Below are 19,891 nucleotides of genomic sequence, written 5' to 3'. Positions count from 1 at the left end.
GCCGGGTGGGGTGGAGCAGTCGAGCCCGACACGCCAGACTCCACAACGAACCCCGACCCCGCACCCCAAGGAGCAGGACCCACATGCGCCGACTCAGCGGCCACGTTGCGAGGGCGCTCGCCGCGCCGGGCTCACGGTCGTACATGCCGAACCTGCGCCGCCTCGGCGCTCGCTCTCGACACTTCACGCGGTGAGGGTTCCCGGGCTGCCGACGGGCGGACGGTGGCGCTCGTGCTCGCCTGTGATCATGGCTGTCGACGTGCTCGGTGGAGTCAGCGCGGTTCCTGGCAGCACGCGGTCGCCCATGCCGGCCTGCCCCCGTCTGATCCGCCACGAAGGCCGCATCGCTCTCTCGCGCAGGCCTCCACGCCGCGCGTCGGGCTCTCGGTGCGGCTTCGTCCGGCCAGTTGACGCGCCGCCCAAAGACTCGTGGTGCGCGCCCTGACCGATCCGGTGACCGCCCTGCGGCCATGACGTCCTCGAAGGTTCGAACTGTCCGCGTCCCCCGACGGGCAGTTCGGCACAGAAGCGAGCTGTCTGCCCCTGTGGACTGGGGAGATCACAGCAGGCGTCAGCACGCTTCACAAGTGTTCGGCCCGCGCAGTGGGGGCGCGGGCCGAACACTCATCTCAGCCACGCGCCCCCCTTCTCCCCGCTGAAGCGGGCCTTGCGCACTCAACCGCCCGACCCGCGGCCTCGGCAGCAGGGCCGAGCCACTATGGAGACGGCGGGATCGGTCTTGCGAGGAGGCAGGCACAGCGACCGGCGTACCCCCCGGTCCATGGGTGTGCGTGAGGCCCAGGCTCTTGGCTGCGGCCTCCCTCGGTGACTCTTGACGATCAGGCGTCTCGACCCACGCCCGCAGCGGCGCCCTCGCGGCCCTTTTCCACAACGCGGGACCAAGACCTCAAAGCCCTTCTCGCCCCCAGGACCTTGACCGGCTCGACGAAGTCGCTCCTTCGGATTCGGAAGTGGCGGAGCTGCCGAAGACGACTCCGCCACAGATGGTGATCCGGTCAGCAGATGACGCCGCTGCAGCCAAACGTATTGGACTCGAACTGCGCGTCCTCGGAAGGCAGCTCGGCGTCGATCTCCTCCACGTCAACGTGGATATCGAAATCGACGAAAAGATCTATGGTGTTCATGGCAGGTCTTCTTTCTGTGGGTGTTCTCGGGTTTGCTTTGCGGCGGCGGAGAGCAGCGGTCAAAGGCTTGCGAGCCTAGGGAAGGCTTAGTGGGCTCGGGGAAATCTCCCTGTTAATCGCCATGTCCGCTCCTATTGCCTCGGCGGTTCGGACCCCCTGAAAGCTACGATGCCCGAAGGCGGAACTGCCGGGCATACACCGTTTGGCGGATACATCGGTTGACACCGCGCCTACTCCGGTACCCCCCGATCCGGCACACGCAGCCCGCCACAATCCCCAGGCCGCAGCCCCATGGGGACCTGGCGGCAGCCGCGACGCCAGAGGCGGACCGCTCCTCAAGGAGCGATGCGTACGCCTGGCGCACGGGCGGCACTGGAAGGCCCTTCAGGGCGCCGCCCCGGCCGAAGCCGACGGAAGAACCTGCACGCCGGACGCGGTACGGGGGCCGGCGACCATGCCGGCCGTGGCGGTGAGGTCGAGGTGGGAGTTCATGTACAGCTCGAACCGTCCGAGGGGTTCACGTGGGTCCAGAACAGCGGGGACAGGGCCCGCCGGTCGGCACCGGCATGCGGTTGACGTGGGTGGCGTGCCGGGCTTCTCTGCTCGCCCGGCGCTTGGCCCGCGCGCGAACTTCCGTGGATGAGACTGCCGTTGAGACTGTGCGGCTCCCTTCCTCCCTTTCTCGCGCGCCGTTCGGTCTGGACGGGGTCGCGGTTACCGCCGACGCACTGCACACCCGGACGAGCCATGTCCGGCATCGAACGGCGCGTCCAGACAACACAGTTCCAATGCCCCCGTGGCAGCACACCAGAATCCAGCAGGAGTTCGGCGGCGCGCAGCGGACCGGGCGGTCGTCGCCGCGGCCTGCTGCTCAGCAGCGGCCGCGAGGGTGTCGTGGGCCGTCAGGAGCACATCGAGACCAGGGGCGAGGAGAACAGCCTGGCCCCTGGTGTCCGTCGGCTGTAGTTGCCTCTGTGTCACGTCTTCCAGCATGGGTCGCACTGCTCTCCCTTCTCTTGAGACGCCTCGGGCCAGCTCTGCAGATCCTGTTGCATGATCAAGTCTCGGGTGATTCCGCCGCGCCGACTGAAGCGAACTTGGGATCGATCATCGTGTTCCTCGCCGGCTGTGCACGCCCGCAGCGGGGGCTTTCGAGGCGGGACGACGGGGGCTCACCTGTTGCGGCTCGCGCGCATCGCGTGAGCCAGGCCTGCCGGCGCTGGCTACGGATGTGCGCGAACGACTTGCCACATCCGGCGCCATCGGTGCGGATGAGCAGATGTGCCATAGGTTCACCGTCCCACGCCGGGAAGGCACTTTTCGGCCTCGGTAACGTTCAGTAATGATCCGCGCTCTGTCTGTCGACCACCGCCGACGACAGCCCGCGGGCCCTGTCGACTACCCCCGACGACAGCCCTCGGGCCTTCCCTGGTCAACCTGCGAGTCAAACGATCGGTGGATGCCTCTCGCTCCTGCGGGAACGGACAGTAGTTGTCATGAATCCTCTGCGACGTCTGACCGCCGTGCTCGCTCTGACCGCTGTCGGGGCAGCCGCTCTCGTGGGCTGCGGCCCTTTCCGTGTTACGGCCACCAGCCCTGGCCGGTCGAACACTGCCGTGGCCGGCGACACCGCGACAGCCGAGCAGGCCCTGGCGAAGATCGTGCGGCTCGCCGGGGCGCGAGTGATGACCGCGGACACGGTAGCCGCGGCGAAATGGGGCACGAAACAGCCCATCGATGACCCGGCCCGGGAAATGACAGTCCTGGACAGGGCGACTACCCAGGCCGCAAAGCTAGGGATCGACCCAGCCGCCGTCCGACGCATCGTCGAGGACCAGATCACGGCGAACAAGACCGTCCAGCGGGCGCTCTACGCAAAATGGCGGGAAGAGCCATTCGAGCAGCCGACCTATCACCCCGACCTGGCCACTCAGGTCCGCCCGGCCCTGGACCACATCGACAGCCAGCTGCTGATCGCCATCCAACAGGCCCAGCCTCTGCTGCACAGCCCCAGCTGCAGCGCCCTGCTGGACAAGATGAAGGCGACGACGTCTCAGGCTTTGGGCTTGGACGCCGTCCACAGGACTGGCTTCGACCAGGCCCTCACTCACACCTGCCCGTCCCCGTAGCAAAAGCTTGCACACGACCCGCAGTCCCTACTTCGACGCGCTCTCCGCGCGGCCCCGCCCGCTCTTTGTCACACGCTCCCCACAACCGGGCCGCTCCACCATCGCCATCACGACCGCCAGCCTCCCGGCGGCCAGCCCATTGATCAGGCCAGTTGAGACGATCTCTAACAACGGCTAACACAATGAGCCGAGTTGTCGGTGGGTGATGAGGCAGCAGGCGAGTTTGAGGAACGCTTCGTGGATGTCGGCTCGCCGTTCCCATCGGATGCGCAGACGTCGGAAGCCGTGCAGCCATGCAAAACTTCGCTCGACCACCCAGCGGTAGGTGCCCAGTCCGGTGCCGTGCAGGGTGCCGCGGCGGGCGATCGCGGGCACGATGCCGCGGGCGCGGACCTGGTGGCGGTAGATGTCGTGGTCGTAGCCGCGGTCGGCAAACAGCGAGTCCGGCTTGCGGCGGGGACGGCCGACCCGGCCGCGGACCGGCGGGATCGCGTCGAGCAGGGGCAGGAGTTGGGTGACGTCGTTGCGGTTGCCGCCGGCAGGACCGCGAGCGGGGTGCCGTGCCCGTCGGTGATCAGGTGGTGCTTCGAGCCGGCCCGGCCTCGGTCGACCGGCGAGGGGCCCGTGTGGATCCCCGTTTTAGCGCTCTGACGTGGGAGGAGTCGACCACGCAGCGGGACCAGTCCAGCCGGGAGGCCGCGTTCAGCTCAGCCAGCAGGACCTCGTGCAGCTGCTGCCACACTCCGGCCTCTTTCCAGTCCCGCAGCCGGCGCCAGCACGTCATGCCCGAGCCGAAGCCGAGGTCCTGAGGCAGGTACTCCCAGTGGATCCCGGTGTGCAGCACGTACAAGATCCCGCACAGCACATCCCTGTCCGGCAACGGCTTGCGGCCCGGGTACCGAAACCTGCGCTCGCGCTGCGGCAGCAGCGGCTCCAGGTGATCCCACAGCTCATCCGACACGATCCACGGTGACGTCCCCACAGACGACCGAACGCTCAACTCTCGCCCTGGACACGGCAACCAGGAGCGATCCACCTCATTGTTTTAGCCGCTATAAGCCCGGTCCCACGGTGGGAAGTCGGCGCGCATCGCCTTCCACTTGATCCCGTTGTCGACCAGGTAGCGGATCGCATCGAGTATCGCCCGGTGGCAATACGCCTCGGGCTGCCCTCCCCGGCCCCGCAGCCAGGCCGGCAACGGCAACAGCGGCCGGACCACGGCCCACTCCGCGTCCGTCATGTCCGAGGGATACCGCCGGACACGTTCCGGGTGATCGGCCGCGTTTCCGAACCGGTGAGCGACACAATCACACGACGGGGCAGCCGAGTTGAACTCCACCGGCGCGAGCACGTAGAACTGCGGCAACAGGGTCTCCTGAATCTCGGTTGGCTTCGCAACCCCGAGCTACCAAGAGGCCCTGTCTTCATGCCCGCGGCCAGCGGCGATCACCCGATCGAGACTCCCACCGCAGTTATTTTTTCCTTGCGGGTCTGGGGCCGGCCCTTCGGGCATCCACAGCTGACTCAGGCCATCGCCTCCGGCGGAGCCGAGAACGTGAAGGCGTCGAAGCCGGGCGCCGGGGTGTCGCCGTCCGGGGGCGCCAACGCGTCCGCACCCGTGTCCGGGCCCGCCCCGCCCGCGAGGTCGAACGCCACGGCCCCGAAGTCCTGCCCCGCGCAGTAGGGCGTGTCCGCCTGCGCCACCGCGGAGGCCTGCTGATCGGTGGACGTGGCATGGTCCTGCTGTTGTGGCTCCGCCGGTGCTGCCGAGGGTGGGTCGGCCCGGAACTCGTACTGGTCGGCCGGGATAGGGCTGTCCGGCTGCTGGGGCGTCTGCGTCGACGGCGGAGCGGTGGACGTGGGCTCGCCGATGATCGGGATGCCGTCCACCCGGTCGCCGGCCTCTTCCCGTATCCCCGCGTCCGCGGCGCCGCCCCCGTCGGTCGCGGGCGGCGGAGCGGCCGTACCGGCGTCGGGCGCCCCGGCGTCCTGACCACCGCCGGATGTCTCCTCCCCGTCACCGCCCCCTTCGCCGTCTCCTACGACATGACCGTGGCTTCCGTGGCCGTCGCCTACCGGGGCAGGCGCCGGAACCGGTGACCCGGGCGAGGACTGGGGTGCGGCGTTGTCGTGGGGATCGTGCCCCCCTCCGTGGTGCCCTGGGTGTGGCTGCGAGGAGCCCGAGGCTCCCTTGCCCCACGGATACGGATCCTTGCCGCTCCAGTCGGGCGCGTGGGGCTGGGGCTCGCCCTTCACGGGCGGCAACTTGTCGTGGTGATCGGGTGCCACGCTTGGCGTCTCGGGCGGAGTTTGGTGCCCTTGCGTGTCGGAGGGCCCGTGGTTGTTTCCGTGTCCATGTCCGTGCCCGTGCCCAGCACCGGAGTGCCCGCCAGGGGAGTCGCCCTGGTGCCCGTGCCCGTGACTGTGGTGTCCGTGCTCGTGCCCCTGCTGTCCGTGCCCGTGTTGGCCGTCCGCAGGCTGCCCGTGTCCGACGTGCTGCCCTGGACCGGCCCCCGCGTCCGCGCCTGTCCCGGCGTCGGATCCGGCCGTACCGTCGCCACCGCCACCGCCACGGCCACCGCCGTCGCCACCACCCCTGTGCCCGTTGCCGCCCTCCGGCGCGGTCCGCCCCTGCCCCGGCGTGACGGTGCCGGGCGTTCGTGTGCCTCCGGGGGACTTGCCCGGGCTCGGTCCGAACCGGCGTCGTTCCCCGGTCGCCCCGGTGCCGCCGCCACCTCGTGTCGGCGGTCGGCCGGTCCTGCGGAAGATGCGCCAGCGTTCGCCCATCGCGCCCACCCCCAACGGCGTACGACACCTCCACCCGCCCGCGATTGTCCCCGGCGCCGACAGGCCCTGTCACCAGGCGCAATCGCCTTCCCGCGCGCGCCCCCCCGTATGACCCCGCACGCCCATGGCGGAACCCTTCGGGCGGCGCGACGATGCCGCGTGCGTGAGCCGCACGGCCGCGCGGCAGCCTGGGCTGGGCGACGGGGGTCGGTATGGCGAGCGGAACGGGACCGTCACCTGGGGCCGGGCGGGGGCCGGGTGCGCGCAGCGCGCTGTTCTGGCCGGGGCTCCTGGTATGCGCATTCGGCGCCATGCTCCTCGCGACGGGCATCGACGGTCGCTTCACCGACGGCCGCTCGCCCCTGTGGTCGAACTCCCGGGACCCTTCGGGGCCCTGGCTCGACGCGGCCCTGCGCGGGGAGGGGCCGCCCTGGCCGCAGCCCGGCGCGCCCCTGGCCTGGCTCGACCTGGTGCTGCTGGGCGTCTTCAGCGTCAACGCCGGTCTCGTGCTCTGCCACCGGGTGGTGCGGCCGGGGCCGGGCGATCTGTGGGGCCGGCTGTTGCACACCGTGTCCCAGGCCGTGTTGGCCGCAGGAATGATCAAGTTCGTGCATTTCGGTGACTGGATGAGTCGGCCACACCCGGCCGGGTCGCCGCCCGTCGACGACACCCAGGCCTACACCGCCCTCGTGGTGTGCCTCGTGGCCGGGCTTATCGGACTGGCCGGCTACGGCCTGTGCGGAATCATGCCGCTGATCAGGGCCGAGGCGGGCATCACCGAGACGAACCACGAGTGAACGGGGACCGCGCCCGCACCGCCGGCGCGAGAAGGGGGAGACTCGGATGATCGTGAACGAACCGTCGCCCGGCGGCACACCGGACGAGGAGGCGGGACTGTACGAGGAGGCCGGCGAACTGCACCGCCGGGGCCGGCCCGACGAGGCGCTCCTGCTGCTGCAGCGCCTCCTCTAGCGGTCACCGGACGACGTCGCCGCACGCTTCGCGCTCGCCGTCTGCCTGACCGACCTGGGGCGGGCGCCCGAGGCGCAGGCGAACCTCCGGCGCGTCCTGGACAGCGAGCCGCGTCACCATCTGGCCGCGTACCGTCTCGGCCGGATCCTGCAGGCGGAGGGCGCGTCGGGGGAGGCCGCCGAGGCCTACCGACGGGTCCTGACGGTCACCGACTACCAGGACACCCGGGCCCGGCTGCGCGAGTGCGAGGCCGCCGCGGCCGGCCCACAGCCCCTGCTGCCCCCGGCCGGACCCGGCGGCGGTGCGCCACCCCTGGTCGGTCCGACGCTCACGCCGGGCCCGCCGACCCTGCGGGCCCGGGTCGACTCCCACCGGGTGGCCGACCGCGGCCACATCGTCCGCTCGGTCCGCCTCAAGGCCCGCCATCTGCTCCCCACACTGCTGAGGCACCTGCTGATCGCCGTGGCGCTCGCCGTTCTGCTGTTCGTCGCGGGAGAGAGCCTCCGGATCCCGATGGGCGTCCGCATGCTCGGAATGCTCGCCCTCCTGGCCGTCGTGGCCCTCATCCTGGCTTCCCCCCTGGTCGCGTACGTCAAGACGCGTACCAACGGCGCGGACTTCTACGAGTACGGCGTCGACGTGAAGGCCGGGTTCGTCCGGCGCCGGGTCCAGTTCGTCTGGTACTACCAGATCGTCGAATCACCCAGCTACGTACGTACCTTCGGCACATATCTCACCAACACCGCCTCCCTGGGCCTGCGCTACAACGAGGCCGGTGCCTCGTCCACGGAGTACGTCGAACTCCCCGGCATCGGCACGCCCGACGACGTACGGGAGATCGGCAGATACGTCGAGTCGCGCATCTTCCCCGAACGGCATGTCATCCGCGGCCCGTGGACCTGACGCCCCGTCCGACGCCGGTCAGGACGCGGCCCCGCACGGCAACGCCCCGCGACTTCGCCGCTGGCGTCGGTCACCCCACCCATTGGTGGGTCTGTGCCAGGGGTGGTGGCGGCGTACGACAAGGTGAGCGGGAGGTCGGGGCTGGCACACATCGGCCAATCGGCCCCGTCCGCCACGCTCACACGGTTGTCGGTGCGTCCCCGCCAGCCACTCATTGTGTTAGTGGCTCTAAGTGGGCGGTTCGTAAGGTGATGTCCGTTTCCGGTTGAGGCTGGGCAAGGTCGCTGGTGGAGGTTCCGTCGGCTATGGCTTCCTGGCGAAGCGGCCGGTGTCGGCCTCGGTGAGGATCCCAAGTTTGACCAGGCGTTTCAGCTTGGCGCGAGTGCCTTCGACGTTCTTCGGCAGCAGTTCGTGGCCGAGGGCTTCGCAGACGTCCTTGGCGCGTAACGGCCCGGCCGCGTGGTTGAAGGCAGCGAGGATGCCGGGGTACTCCGGGTGCTCGGGCAGGTCCGGTGTGTGGGCCGGGAGCCGGTCGGTGAGGCCGGTGATGGTCTTGCGGGTGATCGCGAGGTGCTCCAGGTGGGTCTCGGCCTCCCGCAGCCGGGTCTGCAGGTCGTCGATCTGTGCGCGGAGGTCGTCGGCCAGGGCCCGGGCGGCGTCTTCCTGGAGGCCCAGGGCGTCGAGCAGAGGCTGGATTTTCACGCTGCCACCGCCTGCGTCTCGCGCCAGGTGGGGGCGTTCGCGCCGGTGAGGCGTCGGGTCATGACGTGGGTCATCGCCCAGTAGACGCGGGAAGCGGACGAGGAAGGGCGGTGCTCGTAGTCGCGGACCAGGCGCCGGTGCAGTATCAGGATCCCGTAGGTCTGCTCGACCCTCCACCGCTTCGGCTGCGGCACGAACCCCTTGACCTGCGGGTTGCGTTCGACGATCTCGACGTCGATGCCGAGGTCGGCGCCGTGTCCGACGACCTGGTTCTTGAAGCCCTGGTCGACCAGGGCTTTGCGGACGGTTCCGCCGGCGTGCTCGGCGACCTGGTCAAGCAGGACGATGCCCGCGGCGTTGTCGTGGGTGTTCGCAGCGAGGACGACGACCGCGATGACCAGGCCGAGGACGTCCACGGCCAGGCCGCGCTTGCGGCCCGGCACCCGCTTGGCCGGATCGTGGCCACTCGTGGAGGCGGGGACCCCGGCGGCCACATGGACACTCTGGGTGTCCAGCACCACCAGGGTCGGGTCCTCTAATCGTCGGGCGCGTTCACGGACCTGGCAGCGCAGGAGTTCATGGATGACCTGGTCGGTTCCGTCGTCCCGCCAGGCGGCGAAGTAGTAGTAGGTCGCGCTCTTCTGTGGCAGGTCGTGCGGGAGATAGGCCCACTGGCAGCCGGTCCGGCCCTGGTAGAGGATCGCGTTCACGATCTCCCGCATGTCATAGGCGCCCTGATGACCGCTGACCGAGCGGTGCCGGGCTTTCGGGGGTGATCACCGGCTCGATCAACGACCACCGCTCGTCCGATAAGTCACTCGGGTACGGCTTGCGTTCACTCACCCGGTCACATCACCAGACCACCAACCGCGGACCGGCAGAGTCCGCCCCGCAGCCACACGATCAGGCGACAGCAGATTCAGTCAAAGACTCACGAACCGCCCACTGAGAGCTGGAGTTGTACCTGCTCCCGGCGTCAGGCGGCGTAGATCTCAGTTGGGCCGAGCCGTCTCCTGCGCATCGGCCGTCTCAAGCCGCTTGAGGTCCCTGTGCGCGGCGTTTGGCTCAGCCGTCCATTGGGCGGTCTGTTTTTGATGGCCCCGCCAGGTGATCCGCACATCATCGCTGGGCGTTCTTGAAGTGTGTAGTGACGTCGTGCCGTGTGTCAGCGCTGCCAACAGAAACGATGAGGGGAGTGCTGGCCTTGCTGGGCTTGACCACGGAGACGGGGCCGGGGCCGCTCGATGCCCCGGAGTCGGTGCCGGTGGCGCGGGAAGAGTATTCGATGACTTCGCTGTTCATACCGCAGTGCAGCGAAGCGAAGGTTCCTGGTGTGGCTGATGTGCTCGTCGCGGTGAGGTAGGGACCGCCAGGCAGGCGGGTCGACCCCTCGGAGGTGTTCTCGGGCCAGGCGGCAGTGATCTGGAGTTGGACAGGGTGCGGGCTGTCTGGGCGGACCGCCAAGAGCCCGCACTTGCGGCCGGTCGTGTAGGCGAGGAGATAGTCCGGTCCGCTCCGGGCTTGGGCAATGGCCCGGCCGCCAGCCTGAGACAGTACGGGATTGGCGATATCCGAGACCTTGCCTGTGAGATTGACACGCGGCAAGGAGCCTAGGGCGGCGGCTTGCGCTGAGCCACTCCGGGTGGGGCGTGCGGCCCCACCCGAAGTCGCCGAGCACGCGACGCTGGCAAGGGAAACGGCAATCCCTATAACAACGAATTGAGTTGCACGGATCGCCGTCACTCGTCTTCCCTTCTCTGCAGCGTCAAGTAATGATTAGCTAGTCCACTGATTGAAGCAGACGCCGACCGGCTTCAGCACCCTACCTGTGCCGATCTTGTGTCCGTCCGTGGCCCTGACTTCGTTGAAGCCGTAAACGTCATACAGCGGATATGCCTCGATTTGCCCGAACTTTCCCCTGGGGACATCGAAGGCGGTCTGGTTCGTGACCGTGTACGTGCGGGTCACGTCGAAGCCCATGCCGGCGGTGACCGCGCTGGCCGAGATGGTCGCGGTCGCGCTCCACTTCGTGGCCACGGACTTCTGAACAGACATGGTCAGGACGGTTTTCCCTTGACCAGAGGTCTTCTGGATGACGTTCGTCCCGCAATTTTCGCCCTGGTAGGTCCGGCCCGAGGCCTTGACCCAGTCGAACTGCGGTTGCATCAGCTTGCCGGCGCTGGTGGCCACAGGCGTGACACCGCCCCGCTTTACGATGGTGTGCGCAGTCGGCGTAAACAGCCCCGGCTCACTGGCTGCAGCCACGGCGCCGTGGTGGTCAGCCACGGGTGCAGCATGACTCGTACCGGCACTCAGAACGCCCAAGGCCAGCGCGCCGACAGCAGTCGTTACTGCAATTCCCCGATTCATAGAGCTTCCCCCACAGTCCTGCCACCTCCCTCGAATGGGTGGTGGCTGCGGAATTGAACTTACAAGCGAAATGACCTGCCTGGCTTCATGTGAGATGATCTCTGAGCAAGACTTGAGGTTTTTAGATCCGAATTCAACCAGTCGACTGAGCTTCCCACGACTGAAACAGTTCAATCGAGGGTCATCGAATGTAGGCAAAGGGGCGCGCAAGAGGCCAGCGGGGAGCCAATTGCCCCAATATGGCCTGGGTCAGGTGCGCCTCACTCGCGCCCTCAAGCTGGCATTGCTGGCGCTGTGGGCGACCACCGACGCACGGCATGCAGCTGATCGCCGACGGCGAAGGCGTCCTCGCTCCCGCCGCCTGCCGCGGCCTGGCCCATCTCGGAAAACGGAACGGCAACATGCACCGGCCCCGCCAATACCACCGAGGTCTCCAGCGCATCTTCTACATGTCCGCCCTGATGAGCATCCGCTACGACCCCAACTCACGAACCTTCTACGACCGTAAGCGTGCCGAGGGGAAACGCCATAGCCATGCCATGATCGCTCTCGCCCTCGGCCACGAACTGCTGCCGAAGAACGTCGAAGGCACTCGCGCCAAGCTGAAACGCCTGGTCAAACTTGGGATCCTCACCGAGGCCGACACCGGCCGCTTCGCCAGGAAGCCATAGCCGACGGAACCTCCACCAGCGACCTTGCCCAGCCTCAACCGGAAACGGACATCACCTTACGAACCGCCCACTAAGAGGTCATCTCAACTGGCTTGATCGCTAGGCTGGCCGCCATGATGGCGATGGTGGAACGTCTAGTACCGGCGGGATTGTGGGAGTTGTTCCAGCGGGTGGTTCCGGCTGCTCCAGTACGCCCCCAGGGCGGTGGCCGGCGCAGGTTTGGGGACCGACAGGTGTTGGCCGCCATCGTGTTCGTGGCCACGACGGGCTGCACGTGGCGGCAACTGCCGCCGGATTTAGGCCCTTCCGGGTCGACTGCGCACTGGCGGTTCACCGAGTGGAGCCGGGCCCGGGTATGGGGCAAGCTCCACCGCTTGGTCCTGGACGAACTCGGCGCCCGCGGCGCCTTGGACTGGTCACGGTGTGCGATCGACTCGGTCAACATGCGGGCAGCAAAAGGGGGGACCTCACTGCCCGAATCCCGTAGATCGCGGCAAGAAGGGATCAAAAATCCATTTGATCCCTGAGCGGACCGGTCTACCCCTGTCCATTGGCATCTCCGCCGCGAACACCCACGACAGTCAGGGCCTGGAGCCTCTGGTGCGGGGAATCCCGCCGATCCGGTCCCGGCGCGGCCCCCGTCGGCGACAGCCCGCCAAGCTCCACGGTGACAAGGGCTACGACTATGAACGCCTGCGCCGGTGGCTCCGCTCCCGGAGCATCACTCCGCGCATCGCTCGAAGGGGCATAGAGTCCTCCCAGCGGCTGGGCCACCACCGTTGGACCGTGGAGCGCACGGTGGCGTGGCTCGCCGGATGCCGCCGCCTGCACCGCCGCTACGAGCGCAAGGCAGAACACTTTCTGGCCTTCGCTGGGATCGCCGCCACCCTGATCTGCTACCGCCGTCTTGCCAGGTAGACGGTCCACCAGTTTCTCTGCATCCCGTTGCAGCGGGCCGTTTTGCGGACCAGCATGGCCGTCATGGAGCGGCCAAGGCAGATCATCGAGTGCGGAGACTTCGTCCTGCGATGTTGGCGGGGGCAGAGCGACTTCGCTCCTGCATTCAAGTTGATCGAGGAGTCTCTGGACCACTTGCGCCCCTGGGAGTCGTGGGTCGCCCGTCACAGCGCGGCGAGCACCCGCGAGTTCCTCGCGACGTCAGAGTCGAAGTGGACGAGCGGTGACGTGTACAACTACGCCATCGCCAAAGACGGCACTCTCATTGGCATGTGCCAGACCTACCGTGGGGCCGAGCCTCAGGGCCGGCGCATGGGGTATTGGTTGCACCCTGCCGCCACTGGCCAGGGCATAGCGACCAGGGCAACGGCGGCCATGGTCACCGAGATGTTCACCCTGCCGGACGTGGAGTACCTGGAAATCGTGCACGACCTATCCAACACCTCCAGCGCCGCGATACCGCGCCGGTTGGGCTTCACCGAAGTCCTGCGTGAACAGGGAACACCGCCCGCAGTTCCCGTCGGCAGCGGGATCGTCGTGGTCTGGCGGCTGAACCGTCCTACGCCGCTCGTTGACACCCCCTGCCCATAACCATCCGAACCTACCGAGCTCATCTCGTGTCTCTTCGCCACCAAACGAGACGACCTCTAAAGCGCTTACGGCGCGCGGGCTGCTATTGGGGGGCCCGACCAACCAAGCTGGCGAGACGTCGTTCGGTCTCAGAATCGGCCGGGGCAAATACCTGTAGGCGGTGGCCCGACCGTGGTGCCAGCCAGGTGTTGGACACCTCGAAGTGGAGCTCACCGACGATGGCGTTGCGAATCGTCCGAACTCCGGAGTCCTCGACCTGCGCAACAGTGTGACGGTCCCATAGTTCGGCGAACTCCGGGGACACTGCCCGAAGCCGGGACACGAGATTCCGCCACAGGGGGTCACCGACGTGGTCGGCCATGGCGACCCGCAGGTTGGCGACCATGCGCGCGGCGGTGGCTTCCCAGTTGACGATGCTCTCCCGCCAAGCCGGGTGAGTGAATGTCAACCACACGCAGTTGCGCTGGTCTCTGGGTACATCGTCCAGGTCGCTGAGCAGCAAGCGGAGGGCAGTGTTGTACGCCAGCAGGTCGTACTTGCCGCCTTGCACACAGGCGGGGTACGGATCCAGCTTGGCCAGCACTGCGCGCATCTGCGGCGTGACGGCGTCGCACTCTGTTGTCGTGGTGGGATCCGGGGCGCCGGCCAGAGCGAACAGGTGACTTCGCTCGTCATGGTCGAGTTGCAATGTCCGTGACAGCGAATCGAGTACCTGATCGGAAACCTTGATGTCGCGTCCCTGCTCGAGCCACGTGTACCAGGTCGTACTCATCCCGCCTAGTTGCGCGACCTCTTCCCGGCGCAGGCCCGGCGTGCGGCGACGGCCGGTGTAGATCACTCCGGCTTGCTGGGGCGTGAGCCGCTCCCGTCGGCTCCGAAGAAACTCAGCCAGCTCTGCGCGCCGCAAGCGGCCAGGATCCTCGGGGCCGGCCGACGATATCGCTGTCGCCATCCTTGCTTGTCCTTCCAGGCTGGTAGGGGTACTACCAGTATAAATGGTTGCTGGCTACTAGGTTCACTCCTGCCTACCGTCGACGCCATGCGCACCGTCGTCCACCGCCGCATCGACCCCCAGGCCACCAAGAACCACCGTCTGACGAGTCGCCTGACCAGCGACCACGGCGCCCGCAACCTGGGTCCTGCCGGGATCACCGTTCTGCTCATCGGCGTGTTCATGCCGCAGGCCGACTACTTCATCGTCAACGTCGCCCTCCCCACGATCGACCAGTCGCTCCACGCATCCTCCGGAGCCCTCGAGCTGATCGTGGCCGGCTATGGCACTGTCTACGCAGCGCTGCTCGTCGTCGGTGGCCGTCTCGGCGACATAGTCGGCCGGCGCCGCGTCTTCGCGATCGGCCTCGCCGGCTTTACGACTGCCTCCCTGGCCTGCGGGATAGCGCCGGACGTGTGGTTCCTACTCGGCGCCCGTCTTTTGCAAGGCGCCTCCGCGGCACTCATCGTCCCCCAGGTCCTTGCCACCTTCCATGCCACACTCCAAGGGGCTGAACTGCACCGCGCGCAGAGCCTCTACGGTGCAGCCGCCGGGCTGGCCATCGCGGTCGGCCAACTCGCCGGCGGACTCCTGGTCACCATCAACATCGCCGGCACCACATGGCGACCGATCTTCTGGGTCAACGTCCCCATCGGTCTCGCCACGCTCATCGCCGTCCCACGATTCGTGCCCCCGACACGCTCCAAGCGCCCCGCGACCATCGACACCCGCGGAACTCTGCTCTTCGCTGCCACGCTTGTCGCTCTGCTCGTGCCGCTCGCCGAAGGTCAAACCGACGGGTGGCCGGCGTGGACCTGGATCCTCCTCGCATGCGCACCCGTCCTCGCGTTCATCACCATCGTTTTCGAGCGTCGCTTCGAGAGCGGCGGTGGAGTCCCGTTGCTGCCGCCATCCCTCCTGAAAACCCGGTCGATGCACCGAGGGCTGCTCCTACAGCTCCTGTTCATGCTCGGCTACGGCGCACTCATGTTCGTGTTCGCGCTCACGGTGCAAGACGGACTGCACGCGGGCCCGCTTCAAAGTGGCCTCGCCCTCGTCCCTATGGCCATCGCCTTCTTCATCGGCTCGCTCCTCGCCCCCAAGGTCGTCACACACTTCGGTGGCCGCATCACGGTCGCTCTCGGAGCAACAGTGAACGGGATCGGACTGATCGGCCTGGTCGTCGTCGTGACCGGCAAGTGGCCGCACGTCAGCCTGCTCTCTCTGGCCCCTGCTCTGGCCGTTGTCGGGTTCGGCCAAGCTCTCGTGTTCGGATCGCTGTTCCGCCTCGTGCTATCCGAGGTTCCGCAGCATCACGCCGGTGTCGGTGGAGGGGTACTCGTCACCATCCAGCAAAGCGGCCTTGCCGTCGGCGTCGCCACGATCGGCACGCTCTACCTCGGCCTTGAGAACCACGGCATCTCTCAAGCCTTCGCCGCTGCCGGTGTCGCTCAAATCGCCATCATGGCTGCCCTCGCGCTCGCTAGCCGTGCCATGCCGCCGCCAGCCTCCCGCTCGCCGGTGGCCGAATGACAGGTGGTCGCGGGATTCGGTGTCGGCCGTCGGTCAGACGACAGTTGGGACTGGGATCTGAATGTCTTGAGAACGTGGTGGTGAATCAAGCTGTACCTCGCTGAGCTGGGGTCTTCTCGGTGCCGTGGCGTGTGGGCGGGGTCTGCGGGGCAGCCGTCCGGCAGTGAAGCCGGTCGTGGAGGTGCGGTTCATGCCTTCGGTGATCGCGATGCTTCGGGACCGCCCTCCCGGCCTGACCACCCCACCAATGCTGTCCGTCAAAAGCGGAACAAGATCATCCCCCGATTAGAAGGAGTAGCAATCATGACTAAGGGATCCGCGCTGATCATCGGAGTCGGCCCCGGCCTCGGCCTGGCCCTCGCGGAGGCCTTCGCCAGGGACGGCCACCCTGTGGCGTTGTTCGGGCGTGACGCGGCGCGCCTGGCCAAGTACGCGTCTGAGCTGACCGCTGAGGGCCGCACAGCGCGCGCCTACTCGGTGGATGCAGCCGATCCCGAAGGCTTGGAGGCTGCGCTCACGCGTGCCGCAGACGAGGTCGGGTCGCCGGATGTGCTCGTGTACAACGCGGCCCTGATGAGCCCTGACACACCCACCGAGCTGGATGCACGGGAGTTTGCACACACCCTCGCGGTCAACGTCGCTGGAGCCGTCGTCGCGGCCCAGACGGTCCTCCCGCTCCTGCGTGACGGCCGAGGGAGCCTGCTGTTCACCGGTGGTGGTTTGGCTCTGGACCCCTCGCCCGAGTACACGTCTCTGTCGGTGGGCAAGGCGTCGCTGCGCGCATACGTCCAATCTCTCCACAAGCAGCAGCAGGGCTCCGACGTGCACGTGACCACCGTGACGGTCGGTGGCTTCATCGGTGGTGACAACCCCCGCTTTTCTCCCGAGAAACTGGCCGAAGCCTACCTGAACCTGCATCAGCAGCCGCAGGACCAGTGGCAGGCCGAACTCCTCTACACCTGATTACGTGAAGCCGGTTAATGCATCACTCCTACACTTGGGAGCAATTACATAGTGTCGGATAACATGCGGGCTCTGAAACTGCCACAAACGTTACTCCGCCGATTGCGGATCCGCGGCTCTGTGATCGCCGACGGCAGCTTGCTCCCGGCCGTGCACGGCCGCCCGGGCCGAGCCGTTCCGGGCCTCCCCCTCCATGCCGCCCCCCAGCCGGCTCGGACAGCACGAGGACGAGATCCGCGTCCATGGCGAGCTTCATGCGCCCGGTACATCGCCGACGACCTCGTCGGCGATGTAGCGGATGGCCTGACTTCAGGCGGCGCAGCCGCCGCATGTGTGTCCGCCCCAGCTCCCGTTGAGCATCGCGGCAGCGCGTTGCTTGCCTCGGCATTGAGTCTTCTCGGCAACGTGACGGTTGCGATGTGCGACGGGGTGTGGGCGCCTGCTCGCGCCTAGTTCTGCGGAGCCAGGGTGCGTAGGACGTCGAACTCGTTGCCCTCGGGGTCTGCCATGACCACCCAGTTCCGGTCTGAGCCTTGGCCCACATCCGCCTTGGTGGCGCCGAGGCCGAGCAATCTGGTGACCTCGTCCTCGGTGCTGCCGTCGATCGGGCTGACGTCAAGGTGAAGCCGGTTCTTCACGGCTTTGCCCTCGGGTACCTGGATGAACAGAAGGGTGGGCGGCATCTGACGGGCCCGAACATCCTCAAGCGTCGGCACCCAGGAGCCGATCTCGACCTTGCCCTCGCTCCGGTCGATCACCTTGAAGTCCAGGACCTCGCACCAGAAGGACGCGAGTCTCTCAGGATCATGGCAGTCAACGGCCAACTCAGTGAACCTACTTGTCATGACTCTCCCAGATAGTGCGGACGGGCCTCAGAGTATTGGCTCGGGTCGCACGTCCGACAGATCCGGGATCTTCTTGACCAGGGACAGCGTCTCGTACGTGTTGCCGTGCCTGAGGTTCGGCATGGTCGAGGCACTGGCCTTGCGGCCGAGCGGTGCACTCATGGTCGGGAGGCTTCCTCTGTTGACTCGGCTGTGGGTAGGTGCCGGACGCTGAGAAGCCCGGCCGGCCTGAGTCGCAGGCTGCCTTCACCACTGCAGGTGGGGGGAGTCGAGATTGCGTTCGGGGGCGCCGGCATCGATGTTGGCGTCGTGCAGCGCCTGCCAGACGGCTGCCTCTCGAGTGGTACCCGGGTCCGCGGCCGCGGTGATCAGCCCATCGGTGAGGGCGGCGCTGCGGTGCTGTCCGAAGCTCATACCGCTCTTGCCCGCTCTGGCATCGGCCGGTTCCCAGGCGTAGGAAATGCCCGGTGCAAGGCGCGAAGCCAGTATTGAGGTGGCCGTGCCCTTTCCCGTCAGGGCCGCGAGGGCGTCCACGAGTTCGCCCACGGCTGTCCAGGCGTCCTGCCCCAGGTAGACCACGAGTGCATCCATGCGCGGATACAGCCAGGAAGCCGAGCTGATCTTCGCGCGGTAGCGGGCGCCGTGCGTCGCGAGCGTGAGCAGGCACGTCCGCCAGGCGGCGACGGCTTCGTCGGGATCCGTCAGGTGTACGTACAGGCGCAGCAGCGGGCCGGCGGGTGGCGGCCCATTCGGGCTGTCGGCGAGGTAGAACCCGGGAGACAGCGCGGGCCGGGACGCCGGCAGGCGAAGCGTGAGCAGGTCGCCGATTTCGCGGTGCGCCGGCCCCTCGACGCTGTCGGGTGTGAGCTTGACCCGGATGGTGGGCAGATCGGCGAGGATCTTGCCGTTGTCGAGACGTCCCGCGTACCGCCCGGTACCGATCGTGTACTGGTGCGGGGTCGCGGCGGCGAGCTTCTCCTCGAAGGCTGGGTCGCGGATCCAGCGCGGCTGCTGCCGTTGCGAATCGCGGCCGGCGTGGAGCGTGTCGTAGAGGGCGGCACTCAGCTTTCCGCGGAATTCACGGAGCTTTTCGGACTGGAATTCCACATCGCCCACCCGGAAGGCGGAGAAATCGTGCGCGGAGGTTATTTCCACCGCGGCGATCACCTGCCTCACTCTGTCTGCGATCTGAAAAGATTCGGTTGTCACGCCACCAGCTCCTTGCTTGCCGTATCGGCCTCGATTCCGGTGATCTCCAGGAAGTTCTTGGAATCAATCATGATGGTCCGTGCGATACCTATCTGAGCCCGCTGCAGAGCCGTGAGTTTATGCCGTTCTATGCAGCCGGCCATGACCCGGTCGAGCAGATGCCAGCCCGTGAAGCCGGCGGTCCGCACGCCAAGCTCGGGATCGGTCACCACCCTCTCCCCCACATAACCGTCCCAGAAAGCACGTATGAAGGGCATCCTGCGGTCCAGTTCCTGACCCCAGGATTTCATGAGTGTTTCATTGTCCGTCGGAGATTCGGTGAGACCTGCGGACAGCGCGCGGTGAATCCACTCCCCCATAAATGCGCCGATATCCCGGGCGGGGTCGGCGTAGCAGAATTCTTCCCAGTCGACCATGCTCAGTCCATGTGCCGAGCAGAGGAACTGGTCCAATCGCAGGTCGCCGTGGATGGGGGCTCGCGGTGCCTGATCGGTGCTGCGCTGCAGACGGTCGACCGCTGCGGCCAGTGTCGCGTCCCCCTGGAACAGCCCCCACAGCTCCAGCAACGCTCCGCTGGCCGACGCGTAGGCTGCGGCGCTGACCGCTTCCTGGCCGTCGAGCAGAATCCGTACCGGCCGCATGCCGTGCACTTCGGGGACTTCGACCAGCATGTTGTGCAGGCGTCCGACCACTCTGCCGGCCTCGTCGGCGAGTTCCTGGGTGAAGGCCTCGTCATCGGCGAGATCCGACGCGCTGCGGGCTCCGTCGAGCAACTCGTAGATCATGATGCGCGACGACTCGTCCCATCCCAGGCACCGCGGAGCAGGCACCGGCGCTCGGCCCTGCCGGCGCAGCCTCTCGAACCGGAGGGTCCGGTCGAAACGCTGCTGTGCGTGAGGGCCCTCGATCTTCTTGAGGAAGATCTGTGCTCCGGTGCTGGTCCGGCCCGACCAGTTGTCGTTGCGGCCGTTGAAGGAGTGGATCGTTTCGGGCAGCAGAACGCCCAGTCCTCGCCCGTCGAGTGCACGGGAGACCTCCGGGACGGTTTCCAGGGCAACTGGTAGCGGTGTCCGCTGCGGGGCCATACCCCACTCCTTTCACTCCGGTCAGGTACGTACTCAGG

Annotated in this window: 18 protein-coding genes and 4 pseudogenes; 10 read left to right on the top strand and 12 right to left on the bottom strand. The window is 67.3% G+C overall.

Annotated elements, in window-relative coordinates:
* Window positions 1–1,016: 1,016 nt before the first annotated feature.
* Window positions 1,017–1,145, bottom strand: a complete 129-nt coding sequence (locus ACFVXA_RS29485) for a hypothetical protein (RefSeq protein ID WP_362031829.1) — start codon at window positions 1,143–1,145, stop codon at window positions 1,017–1,019.
* A 1,616-nt stretch (window positions 1,146–2,761) separates the two neighbouring features.
* Here ACFVXA_RS29485 and ACFVXA_RS29480 point away from each other — a divergent pair.
* Window positions 2,762–3,274, top strand: a complete 513-nt coding sequence (locus ACFVXA_RS29480) for a chorismate mutase (protein WP_383911317.1) — start codon at window positions 2,762–2,764, stop codon at window positions 3,272–3,274.
* A gap of 174 nt (window positions 3,275–3,448) precedes the next feature.
* Here the strand turns inward: ACFVXA_RS29480 and ACFVXA_RS29475 are convergent.
* The 3 genes and pseudogenes from ACFVXA_RS29475 to ACFVXA_RS29465 form a co-directional block, all read right to left on the bottom strand.
* A pseudogene (locus ACFVXA_RS29475) lies at window positions 3,449–4,295 on the bottom strand (IS5 family transposase).
* Between the two features lie 45 nt (window positions 4,296–4,340).
* A pseudogene (locus ACFVXA_RS29470) lies at window positions 4,341–4,625 on the bottom strand (transposase); the annotation flags it as partial.
* A 173-nt stretch (window positions 4,626–4,798) separates the two neighbouring features.
* A complete protein-coding gene (locus ACFVXA_RS29465) occupies window positions 4,799–5,563 on the bottom strand; it encodes a hypothetical protein (RefSeq protein ID WP_390027579.1) in 765 nt (254 codons plus the stop codon).
* 809 nt (window positions 5,564–6,372) lie between these two features.
* On the opposite strand from ACFVXA_RS29465, the gene ACFVXA_RS29460 reads away from it, so the two are divergent.
* From ACFVXA_RS29460 to ACFVXA_RS29450, 3 genes are all read left to right on the top strand, one after another.
* Complete coding sequence (locus ACFVXA_RS29460) at window positions 6,373–6,858, top strand: hypothetical protein (protein WP_390027577.1); 486 nt, start codon at window positions 6,373–6,375, stop codon at window positions 6,856–6,858.
* A 46-nt stretch (window positions 6,859–6,904) separates the two neighbouring features.
* A complete protein-coding gene (locus tag ACFVXA_RS29455) occupies window positions 6,905–7,033 on the top strand; it encodes a hypothetical protein (RefSeq protein WP_390027574.1) in 129 nt (42 codons plus the stop codon).
* A 375-nt stretch (window positions 7,034–7,408) separates the two neighbouring features.
* Complete coding sequence (locus ACFVXA_RS29450) at window positions 7,409–7,936, top strand: hypothetical protein (RefSeq protein ID WP_390027571.1); 528 nt, start codon at window positions 7,409–7,411, stop codon at window positions 7,934–7,936.
* Window positions 7,937–8,239: 303 nt separating this feature from the next.
* Here ACFVXA_RS29450 and ACFVXA_RS29445 read toward each other — a convergent pair whose 3' ends face one another.
* Window positions 8,240–8,638 (bottom strand): hypothetical protein, encoded by a 399-nt coding sequence (locus ACFVXA_RS29445; protein WP_384397961.1) that lies wholly within the window; start codon window positions 8,636–8,638, stop codon window positions 8,240–8,242.
* Window positions 8,635–9,481, bottom strand: a pseudogene (locus ACFVXA_RS29440) (IS5 family transposase). Before ACFVXA_RS29440 ends, ACFVXA_RS29445 begins: the two are co-directional and overlap by 4 nt.
* Window positions 9,482–9,833: 352 nt before the next feature.
* Here ACFVXA_RS29440 and ACFVXA_RS29435 point away from each other — a divergent pair.
* On the top strand, window positions 9,834–10,001 hold the full coding sequence (locus ACFVXA_RS29435; protein ID WP_384026845.1) for a hypothetical protein: 168 nt from the start codon (window positions 9,834–9,836) through the stop codon (window positions 9,999–10,001).
* Window positions 10,002–10,414: 413 nt separating this feature from the next.
* On the opposite strand, the gene ACFVXA_RS29430 is transcribed toward ACFVXA_RS29435, so the two are convergent.
* Window positions 10,415–10,924 (bottom strand): hypothetical protein, encoded by a 510-nt coding sequence (locus ACFVXA_RS29430; RefSeq protein WP_384026848.1) that lies wholly within the window; start codon window positions 10,922–10,924, stop codon window positions 10,415–10,417.
* Window positions 10,925–11,391: 467 nt separating this feature from the next.
* Here ACFVXA_RS29430 and ACFVXA_RS29425 point away from each other — a divergent pair.
* From ACFVXA_RS29425 to ACFVXA_RS29415, 3 genes and pseudogenes are all read left to right on the top strand, one after another.
* Window positions 11,392–11,562: pseudogene (locus ACFVXA_RS29425) on the top strand (IS110 family transposase); the annotation flags it as partial.
* Window positions 11,563–11,801: 239 nt separating this feature from the next.
* Window positions 11,802–12,597 (top strand): IS5 family transposase gene (locus tag ACFVXA_RS29420; RefSeq protein ID WP_390027677.1). Its coding sequence is split into 2 segments (ribosomal slippage): window positions 11,802–12,154 and window positions 12,153–12,597, totalling 798 coding nucleotides; the frame shifts between segments, so codons are not numbered across the junction.
* 54 nt (window positions 12,598–12,651) lie between these two features.
* Complete coding sequence (locus tag ACFVXA_RS29415) at window positions 12,652–13,227, top strand: GNAT family N-acetyltransferase (protein ID WP_390027568.1); 576 nt, start codon at window positions 12,652–12,654, stop codon at window positions 13,225–13,227.
* An 82-nt stretch (window positions 13,228–13,309) separates the two neighbouring features.
* Here ACFVXA_RS29415 and ACFVXA_RS29410 read toward each other — a convergent pair whose 3' ends face one another.
* Entirely contained in the window at window positions 13,310–14,179 is an 870-nt protein-coding gene (locus ACFVXA_RS29410; RefSeq protein WP_362031823.1) for a helix-turn-helix transcriptional regulator, read from the bottom strand.
* Window positions 14,180–14,266: 87 nt separating this feature from the next.
* Here ACFVXA_RS29410 and ACFVXA_RS29405 point away from each other — a divergent pair, with 87 nt between their 5' ends.
* Entirely contained in the window at window positions 14,267–15,751 is a 1,485-nt protein-coding gene (locus ACFVXA_RS29405; RefSeq protein WP_390027565.1) for an MFS transporter, read from the top strand.
* A 303-nt stretch (window positions 15,752–16,054) separates the two neighbouring features.
* Window positions 16,055–16,714, top strand: coding sequence for an SDR family NAD(P)-dependent oxidoreductase (locus ACFVXA_RS29400; protein WP_390027562.1), 660 nt, complete (start codon window positions 16,055–16,057; stop codon window positions 16,712–16,714).
* 449 nt (window positions 16,715–17,163) lie between these two features.
* Here the strand turns inward: ACFVXA_RS29400 and ACFVXA_RS29395 are convergent, their stop codons facing one another.
* The 4 genes from ACFVXA_RS29395 to lxmK form a co-directional block, all read right to left on the bottom strand.
* Complete coding sequence (locus ACFVXA_RS29395; RefSeq protein ID WP_362031817.1) at window positions 17,164–17,559, bottom strand: VOC family protein; 396 nt, start codon at window positions 17,557–17,559, stop codon at window positions 17,164–17,166.
* A gap of 27 nt (window positions 17,560–17,586) precedes the next feature.
* A complete protein-coding gene (locus tag ACFVXA_RS29390) occupies window positions 17,587–17,721 on the bottom strand; it encodes a hypothetical protein (protein WP_390027559.1) in 135 nt (44 codons plus the stop codon).
* Between the two features lie 84 nt (window positions 17,722–17,805).
* The gene (locus ACFVXA_RS29385; protein ID WP_390027556.1) at window positions 17,806–18,726 is read right to left on the bottom strand and encodes a T3SS effector HopA1 family protein; all 921 of its coding nucleotides are present in this window, start codon (window positions 18,724–18,726) and stop codon (window positions 17,806–17,808) included.
* Between the two features lie 38 nt (window positions 18,727–18,764).
* A complete protein-coding gene (gene lxmK / locus ACFVXA_RS29380; protein ID WP_390027553.1) occupies window positions 18,765–19,853 on the bottom strand; it encodes a class V lanthionine synthetase subunit LxmK in 1,089 nt (362 codons plus the stop codon).
* Window positions 19,854–19,891: the final 38 nt, after the last annotated feature.

The organism is Streptomyces sp. NPDC058246 (genome assembly GCF_042881985.1).
Taxonomy (GTDB): Bacteria; Actinomycetota; Actinomycetes; order Streptomycetales; family Streptomycetaceae; genus Streptomyces.
Note: the sequence above shows the minus strand (reverse complement) of the source record. Positions and strands in the feature narration are given on the sequence as shown.